A 21,952-nucleotide genomic window follows, 5' to 3' on the forward strand; every position below is an offset into this window, starting at 1 on the left:
GATATTAAAATCTAAAGTGTGAAAATGCTTTGTTTGCTTCCGCCATCCTGTGCGTATCGTCCTTCTTCTTCACAGCTGCTCCTTCACCCTTAGATGCAGAGATGATTTCACCTGCTAGTCTATCTCTCATGGTTTTCTCTCCTCTCATTCTGGAATAACGAATCATCCATTTGATACCAAGAGTGACCTTTCTGTCAGGACGCACTTCCATAGGAACTTGAAAAGTTGCACCTCCGACTCTTCTACTCTTCACCTCTACTGAAGGCATAATGTTATTCAATGCTTTCTTCCAGGTTTCAAGACCATTTTCACCAGTCTTACTTTCCACTAGCTCAACAGCCTCATAGAAAATATTGTATGCTATACTTTTTTTACCATCAACCATAAGATAGTTCACAAACTTGGTAACAAGCGTATCTTGGAACTTAGGATCTGGTAGAATGTACCGTTTCTTTGGTTTAGCTTTTCTCATTCTATTCTACTTATTTATTTTTTTGGCCTTTTTGCACCGTACTTAGATCTTCTTTGCAGCCTACCATTAACTCCGGCTGTATCTAAAGCACCACGAATAATGTGATACCTTACACCTGGTAAATCTTTTACTCTACCACCTCTTATAAGAACAATAGAGTGTTCTTGCAAGTTGTGACCTTCACCAGGAATATAAGCGTTAACTTCCTTACCGTTTGTAAGTCTAACCCTCGCTACTTTTCTCATAGCCGAATTCGGCTTCTTTGGGGTAGTCGTGTAAACCCTTGTACATACTCCTCTTCTTTGTGGACATGAGTCAAGAGCTGGTGACTTAGATTTGCTCACCAATTTCTTTCTACCCTTTCTTACCAATTGTTGAATAGTAGGCATTTATATAATCTTTAGTTTTATACCTTTTTAAAATTCGGACTGCAAAGGTAAAAAATACAGTCTAATTATTCAAATAGTTTAATTAAATAAATTCTCAAATAAATAAGACTTCCTTGCATTTTTGACAAGGAAGTCTTATTGCTTAATATATTTTTTCGAGAATCATCATGCTTCACCTACAGTTCCGCCGAAATTCAGCGGAAATTTAGGAGCCTCTTCTGTCTTCTTTATTGGACCAAAAGTCTCTTCATATCTTTGAATATTGTCATTCAAAGCATTTAAAAGTCTCTTGGCATGCTCTGGTGTAATTACTATCCTGGACTTAACTTTAGCCTTTGGAACACCTGGCATCAAACGAATGAAGTCAATCACAAACTCACTATTAGAGTGAGCTATCATAGCCAAATTAGAATATATTCCTTCCGCAGTTTCCTCGGAAAGTTCTATATTAATTTGATTAGGATTATCCTTCTTGTCTTTGCTTTCGTCAGCCATATTTTAGTTCTGTAATTCTCTCTGCTTAGATTCCTCTTTTGAAGAAACTAACTCATCATACTCGTCTTGAGAACCTACGATTACATCTTTAAATGATCTCTGTCCAGTACCTGCAGGGATTAAGTGTCCTACAATTACGTTTTCTTTCAATCCTAATAGATGATCCGCTTTACCTCTAATAGCCGCCTCACTCAGTACTTTAGTTGTTTCCTGGAACGACGCTGCAGATAAGAAGCTTTCTGTCTTCAATGAAGCTTGTGTGATACCTTGTAAGGTTGGTTTAGAAACAGCAGGCATAGCCTCTCTTACTTCCACCAATTTAAGGTCTTTACGCTTCAATGTAGAGTTCTCATCTCTTAACTCACGAGGTGTAATGATTTGTCCTGGTCTGAAGTTTTCAGAATCTCCTGCATCAGTAACAACTTTCTTATCTAATACAAGGTCATTCTCTTCACCGAACACAAATTTATCAACAATCTCATTAGTCAAAAAGCTAGTGTCTCCTGAATCAAGAATCTGAACTTTCTGCATCATCTGGCTAACGATAGCTTCAATGTGCTTATCGTTGATCTTCACACCTTGCAGACGGTATACTTCCTGAATTTCATTCACCAAGTATTCCTGAACTGCAGTTGGCCCTTTGATAGCCAAGATATCAGCTGGAGTAATCGCTCCATCAGATAATGGATAACCTGCCTTCACAAAGTCATTATCCTGTACAAGGATGTGCTTAGATAAAGAAACAAGGTATCTCTTCTTAATTCCGTCTTTCGACTCGATAAAGATTTCTCTATTACCTCTCTTAATACCACCGTAAGTCACAACACCATCAATCTCACTTACTACAGCAGGGTTAGAAGGGTTTCTAGCTTCAAAAAGCTCAGTTACTCTTGGAAGACCCCCGGTAATATCTCTCGATTTACCCATTGTTCGTGGAATCTTAGCCAAAATCTGTCCGGCTTTAATCTTAGCTCCATCTTCTACCGCCAAGTGAGCACCTACTGGTATGTTATATGATTTACCATCATTCTTACCATTAATTTTAATGGCAGGGTTCTTAGTCTTATCTTTTGTATCAGTAATTACTTTCTCTCTGTGACCAGTTTGCTCATCAGATTCTTCTTTGTAAGTAATACCTTCAATAATAGATTCGAATTCAATTGTACCATCAAACTCACCAAGGATTACAGCATTGTAAGGATCCCAGTATACTAACTCTTCACCTTTCGCCACTTTTTGTCCTTCTTTCACCTTAAGGAATGCTCCATAAGGTACGTGGTTAGTCATTAAGACAGTACCTTTCTTTTCATCTACTACTTTGACCTCACCAGTACGTCCCATGATTACTTCAACACTTTCGCCGTCTTTGTCAGTAGTCTTAATGGTTCTAATACCTTCAAACTCTATCTTACCGTCAAATTTAGCCTTAATGTTAGCATCTACCGCGATGTTAGATGCAGTACCCCCAACGTGGAAGGTTCTTAAAGTAAGCTGTGTACCTGGTTCACCAATTGATTGTGCCGCGATAACTCCTACAGCTTCCCCTGCATGTACCATTCTTCCGGTAGCCAGGTTACGTCCGTAACATTTAGCACAACCACCTTGCTTAGTTTCACAAGTTAGAAGAGATCTAATCTCTACCTCTTCAATATTACTTTCGTCGATTGTTTTAGCAATCTCCTCAGTTATCTCAGTTCCTGACTCACAAATTAATTCGTCAGTAATTGGATCATATACATCATGTACAGATACTCTACCTAGAATTCTTTCAGATAATGCCTCTACAATATCCTCATTATCTTTCAGAGCAGTAACTGTAAGTCCACGAAGTGTTCCACAGTCATCCTCAGTGATAACAAGATCCTGAGCCACATCCACAAGACGTCTAGTTAAGTAACCAGCATCCGCTGTTTTCAAGGCGGTATCTGCCAGACCTTTACGAGCACCGTGTGTTGAGATGAAGTACTCAATTACATCTAGCCCTTCTTTAAAGTTTGAAAGAATAGGGTTTTCAATAATCGCACCTACAGATCCTGCAAGGTTCTTTTGTGGCTTAGCCATCAAACCTCTCATACCACCAAGCTGACGAATCTGCTCTCTAGATCCCCTCGCACCGGAGTGCATCATCATATAGATTGAGTTGAATCCTTGCTCGTCTTCAGCCAACTGAGTCATCAGGGTGTTTGTAAGCTGAGTGTTAATTCTTGTCCAGATATCAATTACCTGATTGTATCTCTCATTATCAGTAATAAGACCCATCAAGTAGTTATTCCAAACTGCATCTACCTCTTCCTTAGCTTGAGCTACTAGAGCTTCTTTCTCTTCAGGGATAGCTACATCATTAAGTCCCATTGATAGACCACCTTTGTAGGCCATTTGGAAACCTAATTCTTTAATATCATCAAGGAAGTGAGCTGTTCTAGCCATTCCTGATACTTTAAATACATCAGAAATAATCTGCTGAAGCTTTTTCTTAGTCAATAGCTCGTCAACATAACCAACCTCTTCAGGTACATGCTGGTTGAATAAAACTCTACCCGCAACAGTTTCAATAAGCTTATCTTCTAACTCTCCCTTTTCGTTTCTAACTTTTCCTCTCACTTTAATGTAAGCATGCTTAGAAAGCTGCTTCTCATTAATAGCGATGATTACTTCTTCTGCGCTATAGAAGGTCATTCCTTCACCCATAACTGGAACTTCCTCAGTACCTCTTCTTCCCTTAGTCACATAATACAAACCAAGAACCATGTCCTGAGAAGGTACTGTAATAGGTGCACCGTTAGCTGGGTTAAGTATGTTATGAGATGATAACATTAATAGAGAAGCTTCCAATACAGCCTCTTGTCCTAGCGGTACGTGAACAGCCATCTGGTCACCATCAAAGTCAGCGTTGAATGCTGTACATACTAATGGGTGCAACTGAATAGCCTTTCCTTCAATAAGCTTTGGTTGGAAAGCCTGAATGCCTAAACGGTGAAGCGTAGGAGCCCTGTTAAGTAATACTGGATGTCCTTTCAATACGTTTTCAAGGATATCCCATACCACAGGATCTTTTCTATCAACAATCTTCTTAGCTGATTTCACAGTTTTAACAATACCTCTTTCAATCAGTTTTCTGATAATAAATGGTTTGAAAAGCTCAGCTGCCATTGATTTAGGTAAACCACACTCATGTAGTTTTAATTCTGGACCTACCACAATTACAGATCTACCAGAGTAATCTACCCTTTTACCAAGTAAGTTTTGACGGAAACGACCTTGCTTACCTTTAAGCATATCACTTAAAGATTTCAATGCTCTGTTACCATCAGATCTTACAGCATTTACTTTTCTTGAGTTGTCAAAAAGTGAATCCACAGCTTCCTGAAGCATTCTCTTCTCATTTCTAAGAATAACTTCTGGAGCTTTAATATCGATAAGTCTTTTCAGACGGTTATTTCTGATAATAACTCTTCTGTAAAGATCATTCAAATCTGAAGTAGCAAACCTACCTCCATCAAGAGGTACTAATGGACGCAATTCTGGTGGTATAACCGGCACCATTCTAATCACCATCCATTCTGGTCTGTTCTCGATTCTTGTTTTAGCTTCTCTGAATGCCTCAACTACTTTCAGTCTTTTCAAAGCTTCCGCTTTTCTTTGCTGAGAAGTATCCGTAGCAGCCTGATGTCTCAAGTCATAAGAAAGAGTATCAAGGTCAGTTCTAGCTAATAGCATTTCAAGAGCCTCAGCTCCCATTTTTGCTATGAATTTGTTAGGATCATCATCATCTAAAAGCTGATTCTCCCTAGGCATTTTATCAAGAATATCTAGATACTCATCCTCTGTAAGGAAGTCCATTTTAGCAAGACCATCCTCTTCTTTAACACCAGGTTGAATAACTACATATCTTTCATAATAGATAATTTGATCAAGCTTCTTAGTTGGTAAGCCTAATAAATATCCAATTTTGTTTGGCAAAGACTTGAAATACCAGATGTGAGCTACAGGAACCACAAGTTCAATGTGTCCCATTCTTTCTCTTCTTACCTTCTTCTCAGTAACTTCAACTCCACATCTGTCACAAATTATACCTTTATATCGTATCCTCTTGTATTTCCCGCAGTGACACTCCCAGTCTTTCACAGGCCCGAAAATACGCTCGCAGAACAATCCACCCATTTCAGGCTTATATGTTCTGTAGTTAATTGTTTCCGGTTGAGTAACTTCACCATGAGAGCTTTCTAAGATAGACTCAGGTGATGCCAAACTGATAGTAACCTTAGAGAAATCGAGGTTTAGCTTTTTATTCTTTCTGAATGACATAATTTGAATATTTGATGTCTATGACCAGAAAGGACAAGCCTTCTGGTCATAAGTTATTTTTATATTAGTCTAAAGTGATCTCCAATGCTAATCCACGTAATTCGTGAACTAATACATTGAATGACTCAGGTATATTTGGCTTTTTCATATTCTCGCCTTTCACGATAGCCTCATATGCCTTAGCTCTACCGATAACGTCATCCGACTTAATGGTAAGTATCTCCTGTAGAACGTTAGATGCTCCGAATGCTTCAAGAGCCCAAACCTCCATCTCACCAAATCTCTGACCACCAAACTGAGCTTTACCTCCAAGTGGCTGTTGAGTAATTAATGAGTAAGGTCCGATAGATCTCGCGTGCATCTTATCATCTACAAGGTGACCTAGTTTAAGCATGTATGCAATACCAACGGTTACAGGCTGATCAAATCTTTCTCCTGTTAAACCATCATACAAATATGCTCTACCGTAATCTGGTAAACCTGCATCTGACAATTCTTTAGCTACTTCTTCCATAGTAGCACCATCAAAAATTGGAGTAGCGTATCTTCTTCCTAATTCTAACCCGGCCCAGCCTAAAACAGTTTCATAGATCTGACCAAGGTTCATCCTAGAAGGTACACCAAGAGGGTTCAAACAGATATCAACCGGAGTTCCATTTTCAAGGAAAGGCATATCCTCGTCTCTAACGATTTTAGCCACAACCCCTTTGTTACCGTGTCTACCAGCCATTTTATCACCTACTTTAAGTTTTCTCTTCTTAGCGATATAAACTTTAGCAAGCTGAACAATACCAGCAGGTAATTCATCACCTACCTCAAGAGTAAATCTTTCACGCTTGAATTCACCAGCGATCTCGTTTCTCTTGATGTTATAACTTTTCACTAATTGGAACACCATGTCATTGATATGCTCATCTGATGTCCAGTTGTCAAGAATCACGTCTGAAATCAAGTTAACTTCCTCAGGAACATTATAAGTACTTTCGTCTTTATAAATATTCTTTTCTGGGAACAAGTTATGCTCAATATTCTTTCCAGTGAACTTAACCCCTTTACTGATTAGCTCGTCTCCAAATTTGTGCTTAATGCCCTGACTTGAATGACCATCTAATAAAGTAGTGAACTTCTCAATCATTTGAGATCTAAGAGCTAAAAGTTCCTTGCTATACTTACTCTTAAGTATCTCAACTTCTTTTTTAGATTTAGCTCTAAGTTCTTTATCCTTCTTAGGTCTTGAGAATAATTTAGTGTCGATAACCACACCTCTTAATGAAGGTGAAGCTTTCAATGAAGCATCTTTAACATCACCAGCTTTATCACCGAAGATAGCTCTCAATAGCTTCTCTTCTGGCGTTGGATCAGTTTCACCTTTAGGAGTAATTTTACCGATTAGAATATCGCCTTCTTTTACATCAGCTCCTACTCTAATGATACCATTCTCATCCAGGTGTCTTACAGCCTCTTCACTTACGTTAGGGATTTCAGAAGTTAATTCTTCCTCACCTCTCTTAGTATCTCTTACCTCTAACTCATATTCATCTATGTGAATAGAAGTATAAATATCATCTCTTACTACCTTTTCAGATATAACGATCGCATCCTCGAAGTTATATCCTTGCCAAGGCATGTATGCAACTCTTAAGTTTCTTCCAAGAGCTAACTCACCACCTTCTGTAGCATAACCTTCTACTAAAGGCTGACCTTTTACTACTCTTTCTCCCTTTTTAACAATAGGAGTCAGGTTAATACAAGTATCCTGGTTAGTTCTTCTAAACTTAATTAAGTTGTAAGTTTTAGAGTCCTCATCAAAACTGATTAATAAATCATCATCAGTCATATCGTATTTTACAACGATCTTCTTAGCATCAACGAAATCGATAACTCCATTGCCTTCAGCTAATACAAGGGCCCTAGAATCTATAGCTACTCTACCTTCTAAGCCTGTTCCTACAATAGGAGCTTGAGGCTTCAATAAAGGCACAGCCTGACGCTGCATGTTTGATCCCATCAACGCTCTGTTCGCATCATCATGCTCCAAGAATGGAATAAGAGATGCCGCAACAGATACAATCTGGTTAGGAGCAACGTCCATATATCTTACTTCTGGTGGCTCAACAACAGGGAAGTCACCTTCAAATCTGGCCTTCACTCTATCGTTAACAAATTCACCAGTATCTTTCAATGGTGCATTGGCCTGAGCAATGTTGTGAGTATCCTCTTCTTCAGCAGTTAGATACTTAACATCACCAGTCATATCCACCTTACCTTCACTTACTTCTCTATAAGGAGTTTCGATGAATCCCATGTTATTCACTTTAGCATGAACACATAAAGATGAAATTAGACCAATGTTTGGACCTTCCGGAGTTTCAATCGTACAAAGACGACCATAGTGAGTGTAGTGAACGTCACGAACCTCGAAACCTGCTCTCTCTCTAGATAAACCACCAGGACCTAAGGCAGACATCCTTCTCTTGTGAGTAATCTCAGCAAGAGGGTTGGTTTGATCCATAAATTGAGATAGCTGGTTAGTACCAAAGAACGAGTTAATTACTGATGACAAAGTTCTAGCGTTGATCAAATCAACAGGCTTGAAATCTTCGTTATCACGTACGTTCATTCTTTCTTTGATGGTTCTAGCCATTCTAGCTAAACCTACACCAAATTGAGTATATAACTGCTCTCCAACAGTTCTAACTCTTCTATTACTTAAGTGGTCAATATCATCAACTACAGCTTTAGAGTTGATCAAACCAATTAAGTATTTTACAATTAAGATAATATCTTCTGTTGTAAGTACTCTTTGTTCAGAATCAATATCAAGACCTAATTTCTTGTTAATTCTGTAACGACCCACTTCACCAAGATCATATCTCTTCTCACTGAAGAACAAGCTCTGAATAATATCACGAGCAGTTTGCTCATCAGGAGCTTCAGTATTTCTTAATTGTCTATATATCTGCTCAACAGCTTCTTTCTCAGAGTTCGAATTATCTTTAGAAAGCGTGTTGAATATGATTGTAAAATCAGTGACGTTAACGTCTTCTCTATGTAAAATTATTGACTTAGAACCTGAGTCTACAATTGTCTCTATGTCCTCGTCAGTAAGAATGTGATCTCTTTCTAATAGAACTTCATTTCTATCGATAGATACAACTTCCCCAGTATCTTCATCTACGAAATCTTCAGTCCATGTTTTAAGAACTCTAGCAGCCAATCTACGACCTTCAGCATCTTTTAAGTCCTTTTTGGTGGCCTTAACTTCCTCTGATAACCCGAATAGATCTAAGATATCCTTATCTGTTCCGTAACCAATAGCACGTAACAAAGTAGTTACAGGGAACTTTTTCTTTCTATCGATGTAAGCATACATTACGTTGTTTACATCAGTAGCAAATTCTATCCATGAACCTTTGAAAGGAATAATTCTTGCAGAATAAAGCTTTGTACCATTGGTATGCTTACTTTGAGCAAAGAATACTCCAGGAGATCTATGTAGCTGAGATACAATAACACGCTCGGCACCATTGATCACAAAAGACCCCTTCTTGGTCATGTAAGGTATGTTACCTAAGAAAACCTCTTGCTCAATAGTCTCGAAATCCTCGTGATCCTCATCGTTACAAGTAAGTTTTAATTTTGCCTTTAGAGGCACAGAATATGTCAGACCTCTGTCGATACATTCGTCAACAGAGTACTTTGGAGGATCAACGATATAATCAATAAACTCCAACTCAAAGTTTTCTCTGGAATCGGTGATTGGGAAATTTTCAGAAAAAACTTTGAATAACCCCTCTTGCTCCCTCTTTTCGGCAGGGGTTTCCAACTGAAAGAAGTCTTTAAAGGATTGTAACTGTATATCAAGGAAATCAGGGTAATCTATTATCTTCTTAATGGAAGAAAAACTGATTCTTGCGTTTTCTTTATTACTAGCCAAAGCTTTCAAATTTTAAATTACAAGATTTTGTAAGTGGCCTTAAACCGTTAAGCGAGTTAAGACCTATTTTTGTACTGAATGTAAAGTATCTACAAACAGCAAAAGACCCCGATTAACACCGGGGTCTAACGATTCTGTTAGACGACCTAGAATATGTCGCCAAGGCTTACTTTAACTCAACCTCAGCCCCAGCTTCTTCAAGCTGCTTCTTAAGACCTTCAGCCTCGTCCTTAGATACGCCTTCTTTGATAGCTTTAGGAGCTCCATCTACAACTTCCTTAGCTTCTTTAAGACCTAATCCTGTTAATTCTTTTACAAGTTTAACGATAGCTAACTTAGCTCCACCTGGTGATTTAAGGATAACATCGAATTCAGTCTTCTCAGCTCCACCTTCACCACCGTCAGCAGCAGGTGCCGCTACGGCTACAGCTGCAGCAGCTGCAGGCTCAATACCATGCGTTTCTTTTAGGTACTCTGCTAGTTCATTAACCTCTTTTACTGTAAGTTCAACTAGTTGATCTCCTAGTGCTTTAACGTCTGCCATTTTATTCTTATTTAGTCAATTATTCTTTTTAAATTAATTTTCTCGTTCGGATAAAGTTTTGATTAAACCTCCCAATATATTCTTTCCGCTTTGAAGCGCAGAAACAACATTCTTAGCAGGAGATTGTAACAATCCAATAACCTCACCAATGAGTTCTTGCTTAGATTTAAGCTCACTCAATATCTTAAGGTTCTCTTCACCAAAGAAGAAATCCTTGTCTATGGAAGCAGCCTTTAACAAAGGCTTTTTAGCCCCTTGTTTTTTTCTATATTCAGTGATTACTTTTCCAGGAAGGTTTGCAACCTCATTTGAAAATATAATACCAGAAAAACCTTTTAAACTCTCATCAAGACCGTCGAATTCACCTTCAACATTGGCTAAAGCCTTTTTAATAAGAGAGTTTTTGTATACTCCATACTCAACACCTTTTTCAAAACACACTCTTCTGAATGCATTCACTTGAGCAACAGATAAACCTGCAGCATCAGTGATATAAAAGTGAGGGTTATTGTTAAACTTTTCAGTAAGAGAATCTATAATCTCTGCTTTTTCTTGCCTTGTCATGATTTTAATCCTGAAATTGATGATTTGTCAATAGTTATCGAAGGACTCATAGTAGAAGAAATGTTAATACTTCTGAAATAAGTACCTTTTGCAGAGGCAGGCTTAAGCTTCGCAACAGTACTAATCATCTCTTGGATATTCTCTCTGATTTTCTCAGGAGTGAAAGATGCTTTTCCTACGCTACAGTGAATGATTCCAAACTTATCTACTTTAAAATCAATCTTACCAGCCTTAATATCCTGAACCGCTTTACCTACTTCAAGAGTTACAGTTCCAGACTTAGGGTTTGGCATAAGACCTCTTGGACCTAATACTCTACCTAAACGACCTACTTTAGCCATAACGGTTGGCATAGTGATGATAACATCAACATCAGTCCATCCGCCTTCTATTTTCTTGATGTAATCATCAAGACCTACATAGTCAGCTCCTGCTGCTTTTGCTTCTTCCTCTTTATCAGGAGTACACAAAACAAGAACTTTTAAATCTTTACCAGTACCGTGAGGTAAAGTTACAACACCACGTACCATCTGATCAGCTTTCTTGGGATCAACTCCCAATCTGATATCTAAATCTACTGAAGAATCGAATTTCGTTAAAGAAATCTCTTTCACTAGATTTGAAGCCTCTTCTAAAGCATACTCTTTAGTAGAATCTACCTTTTCACGAGCTATTTTCTGATTTTTTGTCAGTTTTGCCATTGTTGCTTCTATTTTTAACTCCAAGGAGCTGTTCCTGTTACTTTTAATCCCATACTTCTGGCAGTACCTGCAACCATTCTCATCGCAGACTCTATTTCAAAAGCATTTAAATCAGGCATTTTAGTTTCAGCGATAGTTTTAACCTGATCCCAAGTAACACTACCCACTTTAGCCCTATTTGACTCAGCTGAACCCTTTTTCTTCTTGGCAGCCTCTAATAGCATAACTGCGGCAGGAGGAGTCTTTACTACAAACTCGAAAGACTTATCTGTGTAAATTGTTACTAGCACAGGTAATATCTGACCCTGCTTTTCTTGAGTTCTAGCATTAAACTGCTTACAGAAGTCCATGATATTCAAACCCTTTGAACCTAGGGCTGGACCTACTGGAGGTGACGGGTTAGCCTGTCCTCCTTTTACCTGTAATTTCAAGTATCCACTAATTTCCTTAGCCATTATCTTAATCTAATTTTTCTACTTGCATATAGTTCAACTCAACAGGAGTATTCCTGCCAAATATCTTCACCATAACATTAAGTTTCTTTCTTTCTTCGAAAACTTCTTCAACGGTTCCTGTAAATCCACTGAACGGTCCGTCCATTACCTTTACAGATTCGCCTACTATGTATGGTGTTTCTAATTTCTCTTCAAATTCATCAATCTCATCTACCTTACCCAATATTCTATTCACCTCTGATTGACGAAGTGGAACAGGATCTTTAGATGAACCAGTACCATTATTACCTAAGAAACCAATTACTCCCGGGATACTTGTTACTAAGTGGTTTGCTTCACCATTACTTAGATCTGCAGACACTAAAACATAACCAGGAAAAAAGTTTCTTTCCCTTACTCTCTTCTTTCCATTCCTCATTTCGTAAACCTTCTCAGAAGGAATAAGCACCTGAGGGATAAAGTCCATTAACTTCTCACGCTCCACCTCGGTCTCAAGATAGGTCTTAACCTTCTTCTCTTGACCGCTAACAACTCTAACTACGTACCATTTAAGTTCACTCATCACTTTATATAATTAAAATGCGTCGTAAAACAGGTCCATGCTAGTTTGGAAAGCGTAATCCATTAAACCTATTAGCAAAGCAAAAATCAAAGAAGCTACAAGAACTAGAACTGAGTTTCTTTGCAACTCACTATATTTAGGCCATGTAACCTTATTTTTCATCTCGTCATACGACTCAAGAATAAAGGACTTTAACTTTTGCATAGACTTTTAATTTATTTAGCACGGGTGGAGAGACTCGAACTCCCAGCCAATGGTTTTGGAGACCACTACTCTACCAATTGAGCTACACCCGTAAGTTTCTTTACTTCCAAATCAAAGCTAATCAGTCTACTATTTACACAGTTTTCCAATTGCTCGGCTCCAAAATGGTCTGCAAAGGTAATATAAACTTTTAGAAAATAAAAGCGTTCCGAAAAAATTCGAAACGCTTTTTATATAATTCGTATATCTTACTCGATAATTTCAGTAACCTGACCAGAACCTACAGTTCTACCACCTTCTCTGATGGCGAATCTAAGTCCTTTTTCCATAGCTACAGTGCTGATAAGCTCAACAACGATAGATACGTTATCACCAGGCATTACCATCTCTACTCCTTCAGGAAGCATGATTTCACCAGTAACGTCAGTTGTTCTTAAGTAGAACTGAGGTCTGTACTTGTTAAAGAAAGGAGTGTGACGACCACCTTCTTCTTTAGAAAGAACGTAAACTTCAGCTTTGAACTTTTTGTGAGGAGTTACTGAACCAGGCTTACAGATAACCATACCTCTTTTGATATCAGATTTCTCGATACCTCTAAGAAGTAGACCTACGTTATCACCAGCTTCACCTCTGTCTAATATTTTTCTAAACATCTCAACACCAGTTACTGTAGACTTAAGTCCTTCAGCACCCATACCTAAGATATCAACTGGATCACCAGAGTTGATTACACCTCTCTCGATTCTACCAGTAGCAACAGTACCACGACCAGTAATAGAGAATACGTCCTCAACAGGCATTAAGAAATCTTTGTCGATCAAACGTGGAGGAAGTGGAATGTAGTTATCAACTGCATCCATTAACTCTTCAACTTTAGATACCCACTCAGGCTCACCGTTAAGTGCACCAAGAGCAGAACCTTGGATTACAGGAATATCATCACCTGGGAAATCATAATCAGAAAGAAGCTCTCTGATTTCCATTTCAACAAGCTCTAATAATTCAGGATCATCAACTAAGTCTACTTTGTTCATGAAAACAACAAGAGCAGGAACACCTACCTGACGAGAAAGAAGGATATGCTCTCTAGTTTGAGGCATTGGACCATCTGTAGCAGCAACTACGATGATAGCTCCGTCCATCTGAGCAGCACCAGTTACCATGTTCTTTACGTAATCAGCGTGACCTGGACAGTCTACGTGAGCATAGTGACGGTTCTCAGTAGCGTACTCAATGTGCGAAGTATTAATTGTAATACCTCTTTCTTTTTCCTCAGGAGCATTATCGATAGAAGAGAAATCTCTGTTATCTGCAAGTCCTTTGTCAGACAATACTTTAGATATTGCCGCAGTTAAAGTAGTTTTACCGTGGTCAACGTGACCGATTGTACCAATATTCACGTGGGGTTTTGAACGGTCAAAATTTTCTTTAGCCATATTTGAAAATCCCTAGTTTAGTTAAAATTATGTTCGTTATTTAAATTACTTTTTCTTCCTAAATGAGTATAGAGAATCATTTTACCGAAATTATCTCTAATTCACGGCAATGATCCCTAAACATCATCCGACTTACTCTAACGGCTAAGAAATACATCCTAAACCACAAGAGCCAAGAAGGGGATTTGAACCCCCGACCTCTTCCTTACCAAGGAAGCACTCTACCCCTGAGCTATCTCGGCTAGTAAACTTATTGAGCCAGGAAAATCTAAACAGATTACATCAGACAAATCCAATGACCTGCTTCTTGGCAGGCATCTTGGCTACTTACCGAGAAATGGCAGGCACTTTACCTTGAACTCAAAATGAGCGGGAGACGAGGTTCGAACTCGCGACCTATAGCTTGGAAGGCTATCGCTCTACCAGCTGAGCTACTCCCGCTTGAATTCATGCAAAATAACTTTGCACTCATTAAATTAAAAGAGTGGGGGGAGCAGGATTCGAACCTGCGTAGGCTTGCGCCAACGGATTTACAGTCCGTCCCATTTGGCCGCTCTGGTATCCCCCCAAAGCATCTTTTGTTAAAAGAACTTCTCTGATTTTTGGGGTTTTGATATCCCCTTTTGATCAAAGAGAGTGCAAAATTATACGCTTTTTTCTTTTAATCAAATTTTCGCAAAAAAAAGATGATATATTTTTTAAAGGCTTCCTCAAATGAAGCCAGAGGCCGTTTTTAGTAGAAAATAATTTCATCAATCATTTTGCTGCCTAATTCCTTTTCAAAAATTGCCATGATTTTACTTTTGGAGTGATTCAATTTCTGCTTCAGAGGAGCAGAAAGAATTTCAACAAATAAAACCTGGTTCTTGATGTAGATCTTACCTGTTCTATCTGCTATGGTTTTACCCATCATTTTAGGCCAGCCTTCTATAAGCCTGGCTTCATTAAATTTACCTTTGAGCTTATAACTATTGAGCAAGTCGCCAATGGCTTCTTGCACCGATGAGATATCTGATTTGCGCTTATCGATTGGATCCTTCATAATTAACAGTTCCTCTTTCCACTTTATAAAACTCAGCTTTAATATTTAGTTCATTTAGAATGGCCTTTGTCCTTTCTTCTCTGGCTTCCGTAATAAATACTTGCCCGAAATCATGATTGACGACTCGCTCCATCAAATGCTGTATGCGACGGGTATCCAATTTATCAAAGATATCATCTAATAATAAAATGGGGTTAAATTCCTTTATCGACTTTATAATATCGAAATGCCCCATTTTAAGAGCCACTAAAAATGTCTTTTGCTGACCTTGCGAACCATACTTCTTTAGAGCCTTGCCTTCAATAGTAAATTTGAAATCATCTTTATGAACTCCCATGGTGGTTCTCTCCAAAGCTAAATCTTTTTTAAGAGCTTCTCTGTATTGAATTTCAAAATCATCACTCAGCACATCAGACTGGTAAATAATATCTACAATTTCTTTTCTTTCTGAAAGCTCATTATAGTGATGCATAAAGGCTTTTAGGAAATCGCTGTTAAACTCCTGCCGCTTAGCTCCAATTCTCTTTGAGAGGGCTATGATTTGTTCGTCATAAATTTTTAATAGCTCATAATCTGTACGACCGGTAAATCCAAACTTTTTTAATGCACCATTTCTCTGCCTCAAATATTTACTATACACAATGAGGTCATTTAAGTATTCCTCGTTGGTTTGACTAATAATTGCATCAAAAAACTTCCTCCTGGCCTCGCTCCCATCTCTAATAATATCCACATCATTGGGCGCAACCAGAACTAAGGGCAACCTCCCTACATGCTCACTGAGTTTTTTATATTCTTGTTTATTGACCTTAAAAGATTTACCAGTTCCTTCCTTGTAGGAGCAGAGTACTTGTAGCTTTTTCTCGGCCACCTTAAAATCACCTTTAACAGAAAAGAAATCTTGCCCGAATTTTACATTCTGGCTATCGAGGGGGTTAAATGCACTTCTAGTCATTGATAGATAATGAATAGCATCCAACAAGTTTGTTTTCCCGCTTCCATTCTCCCCCACAAGGCAATTTACTTCCTCAGAAAAACTAAGAGTGGCTTCTTCGTAATTCTTAAATCCAAACAAACTTAATTTTTCAATGTGCATTAACTTTTTTTACTTATTTTCGCAGTCCAAATTGGATTCAAAAATACTATTATGGCAACTACAACAAAAGGAAAGTCTAAATCAAAATCCTCAGCCAAATCCAAATTCGACAAGGAAACGTACATGCAATGGTTTGAAAGCATGTTACTGATGAGAAAGTTTGAGGAAAAAGCCGGTCAGTTATATGGTCAACAAAAGATAAAAGGATTTTGTCATTTATATATAGGACAGGAAGCTTGCGTAGCTGGTTCAGTATCAGCGCTTAAAAGAGGTGATAAATATATCACTGCTTACAGAGATCACGCACACCCTATCGCTCTAGGATCAGATCCTAAGGCAATCATGGCAGAGCTCTTTGCTAAAGAAACAGGTATTTCTAAAGGTAAAGGTGGTTCTATGCACATGTTTGACAAAGAAAATCACTTTTTCGGTGGACACGGTATTGTAGGTGGACAAGTTCCTTTAGGTGCTGGTATTGCCTTTGCTGAAAAATACAACAAAACTGATAACCTATGTATGTGCTACATGGGTGATGGAGCTGTTAGACAAGGTGCTTTCCACGAAGCTTTAAACCTGGCTATGACCTGGAAACTTCCTGTGATATTTGTTATTGAAAATAATGGATATGCCATGGGAACTTCAGTGAAGAGAACTTCTAACGTAACTGAACTTTATACTTTAGGTGAATCTTACGATATGCCTTCTGAGCCAGTAGATGCTATGTCTGTAGAGGCTGTGCATGAGGCTGTGGAAAGTGCAGCGGCGAGAGCTAGAAAAGGAGATGGCCCTACGTTATTAGAATTCAGAACTTACCGTTACAAAGGACACTCTATGTCTGACCCTGCTAAGTACAGAACTAAGGATGAATTAGAAGAGTACAAGCAGAAAGATCCTATCGAAATGGTTAGAGCTACTATTCTTAAGAATAAATATGCTACTGAGAAGGACATTGAGGCTATTGAGAAGAAGGTAAAAGAAGAAGTGGCGGAATGTGTGAAATTTGCAGATGAGTCAGATTTCCCTAAGCCAGAGGAAGCTTTCAGAGATGTTTACGCTCAAGAAGATTATCCATACATTACAGACTAAACTTGACTAAATAATGGTGAAACAGGATTTTTCAAATTCCTGTTTCTATTATGTAAAGTTATTATTAGCTTTGCAGCCTTAAAATTTTTTTGCAATGGCAGATAAAAATCAAACTAATGCTCCTGAACACCACACAGGAGATTACCTGGAAAACCCTGAAGCAATAGCAGGACAGATCTCTAAAACAGAGCAATTTGTTGAAAACAACAAAGGGCTTGTACTTGGAGTTGTAGCTGTAGCAGTGCTAGTAGTTGCTGGCTTCTTTGGTTTTAAATACTACAAGACATCTCAGAATGAGAAAGCTCAAAGTGAAATGTTTCAAGCAGTTTACTATTTCGAGAATGATAGTTTAAATCTAGCTCTTAATGGTGACGGAAACAGCCTTGGCTTTTTAGACATCATTGATGAATATGGCATTACTGATGCTGCTAATCTTGCTCACTACTACAGTGGTGCTGCATATTTAAAGCAAGGTAACTATGATGAAGCTATAGCTCAGCTAAAAGACTTCGGAGCTGATGATCTACTGATCCAAGCAAAAGCCTATGCTCTTATTGGAGATGCTTATATGCAAAAGAAAGATTTTGAAAGTGCTGCTTCTTACTTTAAGAAAGCTGCAGACTATAAGCCTAATAAGTACTTTACACCAGGCTACTTGCTTAAAGCTGCTATAGCTTATGAGAAGTCTAACAACATAGAGGCTGCAAAAGAATCTTATACTGAAATAATTGAAAAGTACTGGGAATCAGCTCAAGTACAACAAGCTAAAAAATACAAAGCAAGATTGGGTGGCAACTCTGCTTCTTAAGCTTTCTTTATAAAGAATATGGAGGGATAAGGTTAATCTTTATCCCTTTTTTTATTTTTGAAAAAATTAAAAATATGGCATCATCACAGAAAAACCTGAGCGATTATAGCTCTAAGAATATACAAGATATCTCTAATAAGAAATTCGCTATTGTAGTTTCTGAGTGGAATGACGAGGTGACAGAAGCACTTTATTCTGGTGCTTATGAAACACTACTACAAAACGGAGCGAACAGAGAAAACATTATAAGAAAGAATGTACCTGGTAGCTTTGAGCTTACCTTAGGAGCACACTGGTGTGCGGCAGATGATAGCATTGATGCGGTAATCTGCCTGGGCTGTGTAATACAAGGAGAAACCAGACATTTTGATTTCATATGTAATGCAGTAGCTAATGGAATTACACATGTGAACTTACAGTTTGCTAAGCCGGTAATCTTTGGGGTTTTAACTACTGACAACCAGAAGCAGGCACTTGATCGTGCTGGAGGTAAGCATGGAAATAAAGGCGATGAAGCTGCTATTACAGCTATTAAAATGCTCGGATTTTAATATTTGAAAGCTAAAAAACAAAAAGGAGTGCCAACGCACTCCTTTTTTTATGATTTCACTTTCTGAATTAGAAAGTATATCTTAAGCCCAACTGCATCTGCCATCTGGATATAAGGCCAGTATCAGTTACAAAGGTACTGTTAAGAGATTCGTTGAAAGTATAAGTTGGATTACCTCCACCATCTACAGCAACACTCAACGGCTGTACACTTCTAGGGATTTGTCTGATGCCCCAGTCTGAGCTGATCAAGTTACCCGCGTTAAGTATATCAAGACTGAACTGAATTTTATTACCGTTATTCAATTTATAATCTTGCAATAGCCTGAAGTCAAACCTAGAATACCATGGGCTCAGTGCGCCATATCTTTCGGCATAAGCCCCTCTGTTCTCTTTTAAGTAATCATCTTGCTCTATATAAGCTCGGTACGCTTCTCTATTAGCATCAGAAACAAAATCCATTTGGTTTAATTCTGCATCTGTTGGAATATAAATCAAATCATTTAATCCTGAACCATCTCCATTGATATCTCCAGCATAAGTGTAGCTATATCTTCCTCCTCTTGCATATTCAAAGAATAGCGATACGGTAGTAGCCCAATGATCATTACCGTAATTAAAGGTCTTATTCAAGTTACCCACTACTCTATGCTTATTTCCATACAAAGAAGGTGAAAGCACGGCTTTGTTCGCATTAGTCACAATCGGGTTAATAGAGAAAGCGTCACTTGAAATTTCAGATTCAATTGAACTTACTGATTTAGCATCTAAGTAGTTATAGGCCAAACTAGCGTAAAGGCCGTTTTCCCATTTTTTCTTTAACTCTAATGTAAGGTTGAAACTTCTACCTTTATCAGTATTGGTAAATACATAGTTAGCAGCTCTACCTCCACCAAAAGTAACTATATCAGCTCCGGTATAGGTGCCTCTTTGATCTACACCTTGCAACTGACCTGTAGGAGTTCTTAAGCTATAATCACGTACTAGCATGGAATTTAAGTCTTTCGTATAACTCAAATCTACGGTTGCCACCAATCCAGATGCTATTACTCTATCTATGCCCAAAGATGATCTCCATACTTGTGGAAATTTAAAGTTAGGTGCAGTTACATTTAGAAACCCTGTGAATGGATTAGCTACCTGATTACCTATCCACACAAAAGGTAATCTTCCTGTAAAAATTCCACTACCACCACGAATCTGCGTTTTACCATTATTTGCCACATCCCAGTTAAAGCCTAATCTAGGAGAAACTAATAAGTTGTTATTAGGTAAATCTGTATTGTCGAAAATTACGGGATCATTATCTTCATCATAGTAAATCACCACATCTTCATTCTTAACTATATTATCTGAAGTATTGAAATACAATGGCTTATCAAATCTTAGCCCAAGCGTTAAAGTAAATTTATCGCTGATTAACCATTTGTCTTGAGCGTAGAAAGCAAGCTGACCAACCTCTGTTTCGGCAAGCGCCCAACTATCATTAGCATTATTAGTCTCAAAAGTGTTGATGGCATCCTGAACAGGACCATCCCACTCACCATTATTAACTTGTGTTATAAAGTCTTCCAAATCAGTAGATCCGAATACACTAAAGCCGTAAGATGTTAAGTTAAACGAGTTTGCAAAACTGAATTTCTCAAATGACGCACCCAAAGTAAAGGTGTGGTCTCCTGAGTAGATCTCAAAGTTATCGCTCAACTGTAACACCTTTTGCTCCAACCTATTGTTAATTGAAAAAGGCTCATGTCCTACAATGATATAGTTACTTCCATCCTTTGTTAAATTAATTGGAGGAAATGGAGTACTGAAAGGATCTCTGGAATCATCAAAGAGTGTATAACCTGCCTGGAATTTGTTGGAAAATCTATTACCAAATAATGATCTTAATTCTACTAACCAAGAATCAATGTTGTTATTGATAGTATAACCTGAGTTCTTAAACTGTAATGTATTGGCATCTGGTCCTCTTCGTCCTAGAGCTGTAGGGTGAGCAGGTTTTTCTTTTGATGCTCTTAAGAAGTTATAGGTTGCTGTAAGGGTGTGACTATTATTAATGTTATAATCTAGCTTCACAATACCCTTTTCATTTCTAGTATCTAATGTAAAATCTTCATAAGGACCTGTGATGTAGCCAAACCTATCTTCTAAAAGGTCGCTTACTCTTTCTAGATCTGTGGCTAATACTCTGGATTCATTAGCAGCGCCTGTGCCTCTGTTGGCTACGAAACTTGAGCCCAGATCCTGACGACGATCTAATTCAAAGTTGGTAAAGAAGAAAAGCTTATTCTCTATAACTGGACCACCTAAACTGAAACCTGCTTGTACCTGAGATAAATCTGCCTGAATTACATCTTCACCTTCTACTTTTCCTCCAATCATGTCGTTATTTCGGAAGAAACCGAACACCGTACCATGGAAATCATTGGTTCCACTTTTAGTAACAGCGTTAACGGATGCTCCTGTAAAGCCAGATTGGGTAACGTCATAAGGTGCAACAGCCACCTGAATTTGATCAATGGCATCAAGTGAGATGGGTTGTGCATCTGCCTGGCCACCAGGGGTAGCAGCGTCAAGCCCGAAAGGGTTGTTGAATATGGAACCGTCTAATGAAAAGTTGTTGTACTGATCATTTCTTCCTCCGAAAGAATTACCATCAGAAGATGGAGTAAGTCTATAGATATCACCTGCTGAACGGGTAATGGTAGGAAGCTTTGTGATTTGTTCATTAGAAAAAGCTATTTCGGCACCAGTTCTGTCTGCATTGAATGTATCATCATTTTTACCTGATACTACAATTTCTTCCAGTGTCTTTACATCAGGGTCAAGTATTGGGTTCAAAGTGAAGGTTTCTCCTAAAACTAGTTTAATGTTGGTGAACTCCTTTGGTTGATACCCCACAAAGCTTACGGTAACTTTGTATGGACCGCCCACTTTTAAGTTAGGAAGATTAAAACGGCCATCTAATCTGGTAGAAGTACCATATTCTACACCTGTAGGCTCATGAATGGCAATCACTGTTGCCCCTGGGAGCACTTCTCCACTAGCATCAGTTACCGTGCCTCGCATACTGGCCGTGGTTACCCCTTGCGCAAGAGAGTACTGCAATGACAGCATGACCATCATTACAGATAAAAAGATAAATTTCTTCATTGGTTTTGTTATGTTGGGTTTAATTGAAAGCGCAAAATAGGTTATAACTTACCAGATGATCAACATAAAGGCTAAAAATCAGCCAATAAAATAAGAAATTCACCACTGAAATATCAATTTCACCCTTAAAAACACTACAACATCAAACTAA

Annotated in this window: 18 protein-coding genes and 4 tRNA genes; 3 read left to right on the forward strand and 19 right to left on the reverse strand. The window is 38.3% G+C overall.

Annotation, left to right across the window (positions count from 1 at the left end; all coding sequences use genetic code 11):
• Positions 1–4: 4 nt before the first annotated feature.
• The 18 genes from rpsG to recF all read right to left on the reverse strand — a co-directional run bounded on the left by rpsG (position 5) and on the right by recF (position 16,202).
• Positions 5–472 (reverse strand): 30S ribosomal protein S7, encoded by a 468-nt coding sequence (gene rpsG / locus LVD16_RS00900; RefSeq protein ID WP_233771703.1) that lies wholly within the window; start codon positions 470–472, stop codon positions 5–7.
• Between the two features lie 14 nt (positions 473–486).
• Entirely contained in the window at positions 487–861 is a 375-nt protein-coding gene (rpsL, locus tag LVD16_RS00905) for a 30S ribosomal protein S12 (RefSeq protein WP_202242120.1), read from the reverse strand.
• 165 nt (positions 862–1,026) lie between these two features.
• A complete protein-coding gene (locus LVD16_RS00910; RefSeq protein ID WP_233771704.1) occupies positions 1,027–1,356 on the reverse strand; it encodes a DUF3467 domain-containing protein in 330 nt (109 codons plus the stop codon).
• Between the two features lie 3 nt (positions 1,357–1,359).
• Positions 1,360–5,661, reverse strand: coding sequence for a DNA-directed RNA polymerase subunit beta' (gene rpoC / locus LVD16_RS00915; RefSeq protein WP_233771705.1), 4,302 nt, complete (start codon positions 5,659–5,661; stop codon positions 1,360–1,362).
• Positions 5,662–5,725: 64 nt separating this feature from the next.
• On the reverse strand, positions 5,726–9,598 hold the full coding sequence (gene rpoB / locus LVD16_RS00920; RefSeq protein WP_233771706.1) for a DNA-directed RNA polymerase subunit beta: 3,873 nt from the start codon (positions 9,596–9,598) through the stop codon (positions 5,726–5,728).
• Positions 9,599–9,764: 166 nt separating this feature from the next.
• Positions 9,765–10,142, reverse strand: coding sequence for a 50S ribosomal protein L7/L12 (rplL, locus tag LVD16_RS00925; protein WP_233771707.1), 378 nt, complete (start codon positions 10,140–10,142; stop codon positions 9,765–9,767).
• A 33-nt stretch (positions 10,143–10,175) separates the two neighbouring features.
• Positions 10,176–10,706, reverse strand: coding sequence for a 50S ribosomal protein L10 (gene rplJ / locus LVD16_RS00930; RefSeq protein ID WP_233771708.1), 531 nt, complete (start codon positions 10,704–10,706; stop codon positions 10,176–10,178).
• Positions 10,703–11,407, reverse strand: a complete 705-nt coding sequence (gene rplA, locus LVD16_RS00935) for a 50S ribosomal protein L1 (RefSeq protein ID WP_233771709.1) — start codon at positions 11,405–11,407, stop codon at positions 10,703–10,705. The genes rplJ and rplA overlap by 4 nt, the downstream gene beginning before the upstream one ends.
• 14 nt (positions 11,408–11,421) lie before the next feature.
• Positions 11,422–11,862: a 50S ribosomal protein L11 gene (gene rplK, locus LVD16_RS00940; protein WP_233771710.1), complete on the reverse strand. Its 441-nt coding sequence runs from the start codon at positions 11,860–11,862 to the stop codon at positions 11,422–11,424.
• A 4-nt stretch (positions 11,863–11,866) separates the two neighbouring features.
• On the reverse strand, positions 11,867–12,424 hold the full coding sequence (nusG, locus tag LVD16_RS00945; protein WP_233771711.1) for a transcription termination/antitermination protein NusG: 558 nt from the start codon (positions 12,422–12,424) through the stop codon (positions 11,867–11,869).
• A gap of 12 nt (positions 12,425–12,436) precedes the next feature.
• Positions 12,437–12,628 carry a preprotein translocase subunit SecE gene (gene secE / locus LVD16_RS00950; protein WP_233771712.1) on the reverse strand — a complete coding sequence of 64 codons (192 nt, stop codon included), beginning with the start codon at positions 12,626–12,628 and terminating at the stop codon, positions 12,437–12,439.
• Positions 12,629–12,647: 19 nt separating this feature from the next.
• Positions 12,648–12,720 (reverse strand) — tRNA-Trp (locus LVD16_RS00955).
• Between the two features lie 156 nt (positions 12,721–12,876).
• A complete protein-coding gene (gene tuf, locus LVD16_RS00960; protein ID WP_233771713.1) occupies positions 12,877–14,064 on the reverse strand; it encodes an elongation factor Tu in 1,188 nt (395 codons plus the stop codon).
• A gap of 170 nt (positions 14,065–14,234) precedes the next feature.
• Positions 14,235–14,306 (reverse strand) — tRNA-Thr (locus LVD16_RS00965).
• Positions 14,307–14,432: 126 nt separating this feature from the next.
• A tRNA-Gly gene (locus tag LVD16_RS00970) sits at positions 14,433–14,505 on the reverse strand.
• Between the two features lie 44 nt (positions 14,506–14,549).
• Positions 14,550–14,632: transfer RNA gene (locus LVD16_RS00975), tRNA-Tyr, on the reverse strand.
• 165 nt (positions 14,633–14,797) lie between these two features.
• Complete coding sequence (locus LVD16_RS00980) at positions 14,798–15,106, reverse strand: DciA family protein (protein ID WP_233771714.1); 309 nt, start codon at positions 15,104–15,106, stop codon at positions 14,798–14,800.
• Positions 15,087–16,202 carry a DNA replication/repair protein RecF gene (gene recF, locus LVD16_RS00985; RefSeq protein ID WP_233771715.1) on the reverse strand — a complete coding sequence of 372 codons (1,116 nt, stop codon included), beginning with the start codon at positions 16,200–16,202 and terminating at the stop codon, positions 15,087–15,089. The genes LVD16_RS00980 and recF overlap by 20 nt, the downstream gene beginning before the upstream one ends.
• 51 nt (positions 16,203–16,253) lie before the next feature.
• Between recF and pdhA the strand changes: the two genes are divergently transcribed.
• The 3 genes from pdhA (at position 16,254) to ribH (ending at position 18,647) form a co-directional block, all read left to right on the forward strand.
• A complete protein-coding gene (gene pdhA, locus LVD16_RS00990) occupies positions 16,254–17,288 on the forward strand; it encodes a pyruvate dehydrogenase (acetyl-transferring) E1 component subunit alpha (protein WP_233771716.1) in 1,035 nt (344 codons plus the stop codon).
• Positions 17,289–17,382: 94 nt separating this feature from the next.
• Positions 17,383–18,096, forward strand: coding sequence for a tetratricopeptide repeat protein (locus LVD16_RS00995; protein WP_233771717.1), 714 nt, complete (start codon positions 17,383–17,385; stop codon positions 18,094–18,096).
• Between the two features lie 74 nt (positions 18,097–18,170).
• The gene (gene ribH / locus LVD16_RS01000; RefSeq protein ID WP_233771718.1) at positions 18,171–18,647 is read left to right on the forward strand and encodes a 6,7-dimethyl-8-ribityllumazine synthase; all 477 of its coding nucleotides are present in this window, start codon (positions 18,171–18,173) and stop codon (positions 18,645–18,647) included.
• 67 nt (positions 18,648–18,714) lie between these two features.
• Here the strand turns inward: ribH and LVD16_RS01005 are convergent, their stop codons facing one another.
• Positions 18,715–21,801 carry a TonB-dependent receptor gene (locus LVD16_RS01005; RefSeq protein ID WP_233771719.1) on the reverse strand — a complete coding sequence of 1,029 codons (3,087 nt, stop codon included), beginning with the start codon at positions 21,799–21,801 and terminating at the stop codon, positions 18,715–18,717.
• Positions 21,802–21,952 lie beyond the last annotated feature (151 nt).

This window comes from Fulvivirga ligni (assembly GCF_021389935.1).
Lineage (GTDB): Bacteria > Bacteroidota > Bacteroidia > Cytophagales > Cyclobacteriaceae > Fulvivirga > Fulvivirga ligni.

What these genes read in the sequence shown, in the direction of transcription:
- rpsG (WP_233771703.1), bottom strand. Translation starts at nt 472, where the DNA reads ATGAGAAAAGCTAAACCAAAGAAACGGTACATTCTACCAGATCCTAAG.
- rpsL (WP_202242120.1), bottom strand. Translation starts at nt 861, where the DNA reads ATGCCTACTATTCAACAATTGGTAAGAAAGGGTAGAAAGAAATTGGTG.
- LVD16_RS00910 (WP_233771704.1), bottom strand. Translation starts at nt 1,356, where the DNA reads ATGGCTGACGAAAGCAAAGACAAGAAGGATAATCCTAATCAAATTAAT.
- rpoC (WP_233771705.1), bottom strand. Translation starts at nt 5,661, where the DNA reads ATGTCATTCAGAAAGAATAAAAAGCTAAACCTCGATTTCTCTAAGGTT.
- rplL (WP_233771707.1), bottom strand. Translation starts at nt 10,142, where the DNA reads ATGGCAGACGTTAAAGCACTAGGAGATCAACTAGTTGAACTTACAGTA.
- rplJ (WP_233771708.1), bottom strand. Translation starts at nt 10,706, where the DNA reads ATGACAAGGCAAGAAAAAGCAGAGATTATAGATTCTCTTACTGAAAAG.
- rplA (WP_233771709.1), bottom strand. Translation starts at nt 11,407, where the DNA reads ATGGCAAAACTGACAAAAAATCAGAAAATAGCTCGTGAAAAGGTAGAT.
- rplK (WP_233771710.1), bottom strand. Translation starts at nt 11,862, where the DNA reads ATGGCTAAGGAAATTAGTGGATACTTGAAATTACAGGTAAAAGGAGGA.
- nusG (WP_233771711.1), bottom strand. Translation starts at nt 12,424, where the DNA reads ATGAGTGAACTTAAATGGTACGTAGTTAGAGTTGTTAGCGGTCAAGAG.
- secE (WP_233771712.1), bottom strand. Translation starts at nt 12,628, where the DNA reads ATGCAAAAGTTAAAGTCCTTTATTCTTGAGTCGTATGACGAGATGAAA.
- tuf (WP_233771713.1), bottom strand. Translation starts at nt 14,064, where the DNA reads ATGGCTAAAGAAAATTTTGACCGTTCAAAACCCCACGTGAATATTGGT.
- LVD16_RS00980 (WP_233771714.1), bottom strand. Translation starts at nt 15,106, where the DNA reads ATGAAGGATCCAATCGATAAGCGCAAATCAGATATCTCATCGGTGCAA.
- recF (WP_233771715.1), bottom strand. Translation starts at nt 16,202, where the DNA reads ATGCACATTGAAAAATTAAGTTTGTTTGGATTTAAGAATTACGAAGAA.
- pdhA (WP_233771716.1), top strand. Translation starts at nt 16,254, where the DNA reads ATGGCAACTACAACAAAAGGAAAGTCTAAATCAAAATCCTCAGCCAAA.
- LVD16_RS00995 (WP_233771717.1), top strand. Translation starts at nt 17,383, where the DNA reads ATGGCAGATAAAAATCAAACTAATGCTCCTGAACACCACACAGGAGAT.
- ribH (WP_233771718.1), top strand. Translation starts at nt 18,171, where the DNA reads ATGGCATCATCACAGAAAAACCTGAGCGATTATAGCTCTAAGAATATA.
- LVD16_RS01005 (WP_233771719.1), bottom strand. Translation starts at nt 21,801, where the DNA reads ATGAAGAAATTTATCTTTTTATCTGTAATGATGGTCATGCTGTCATTG.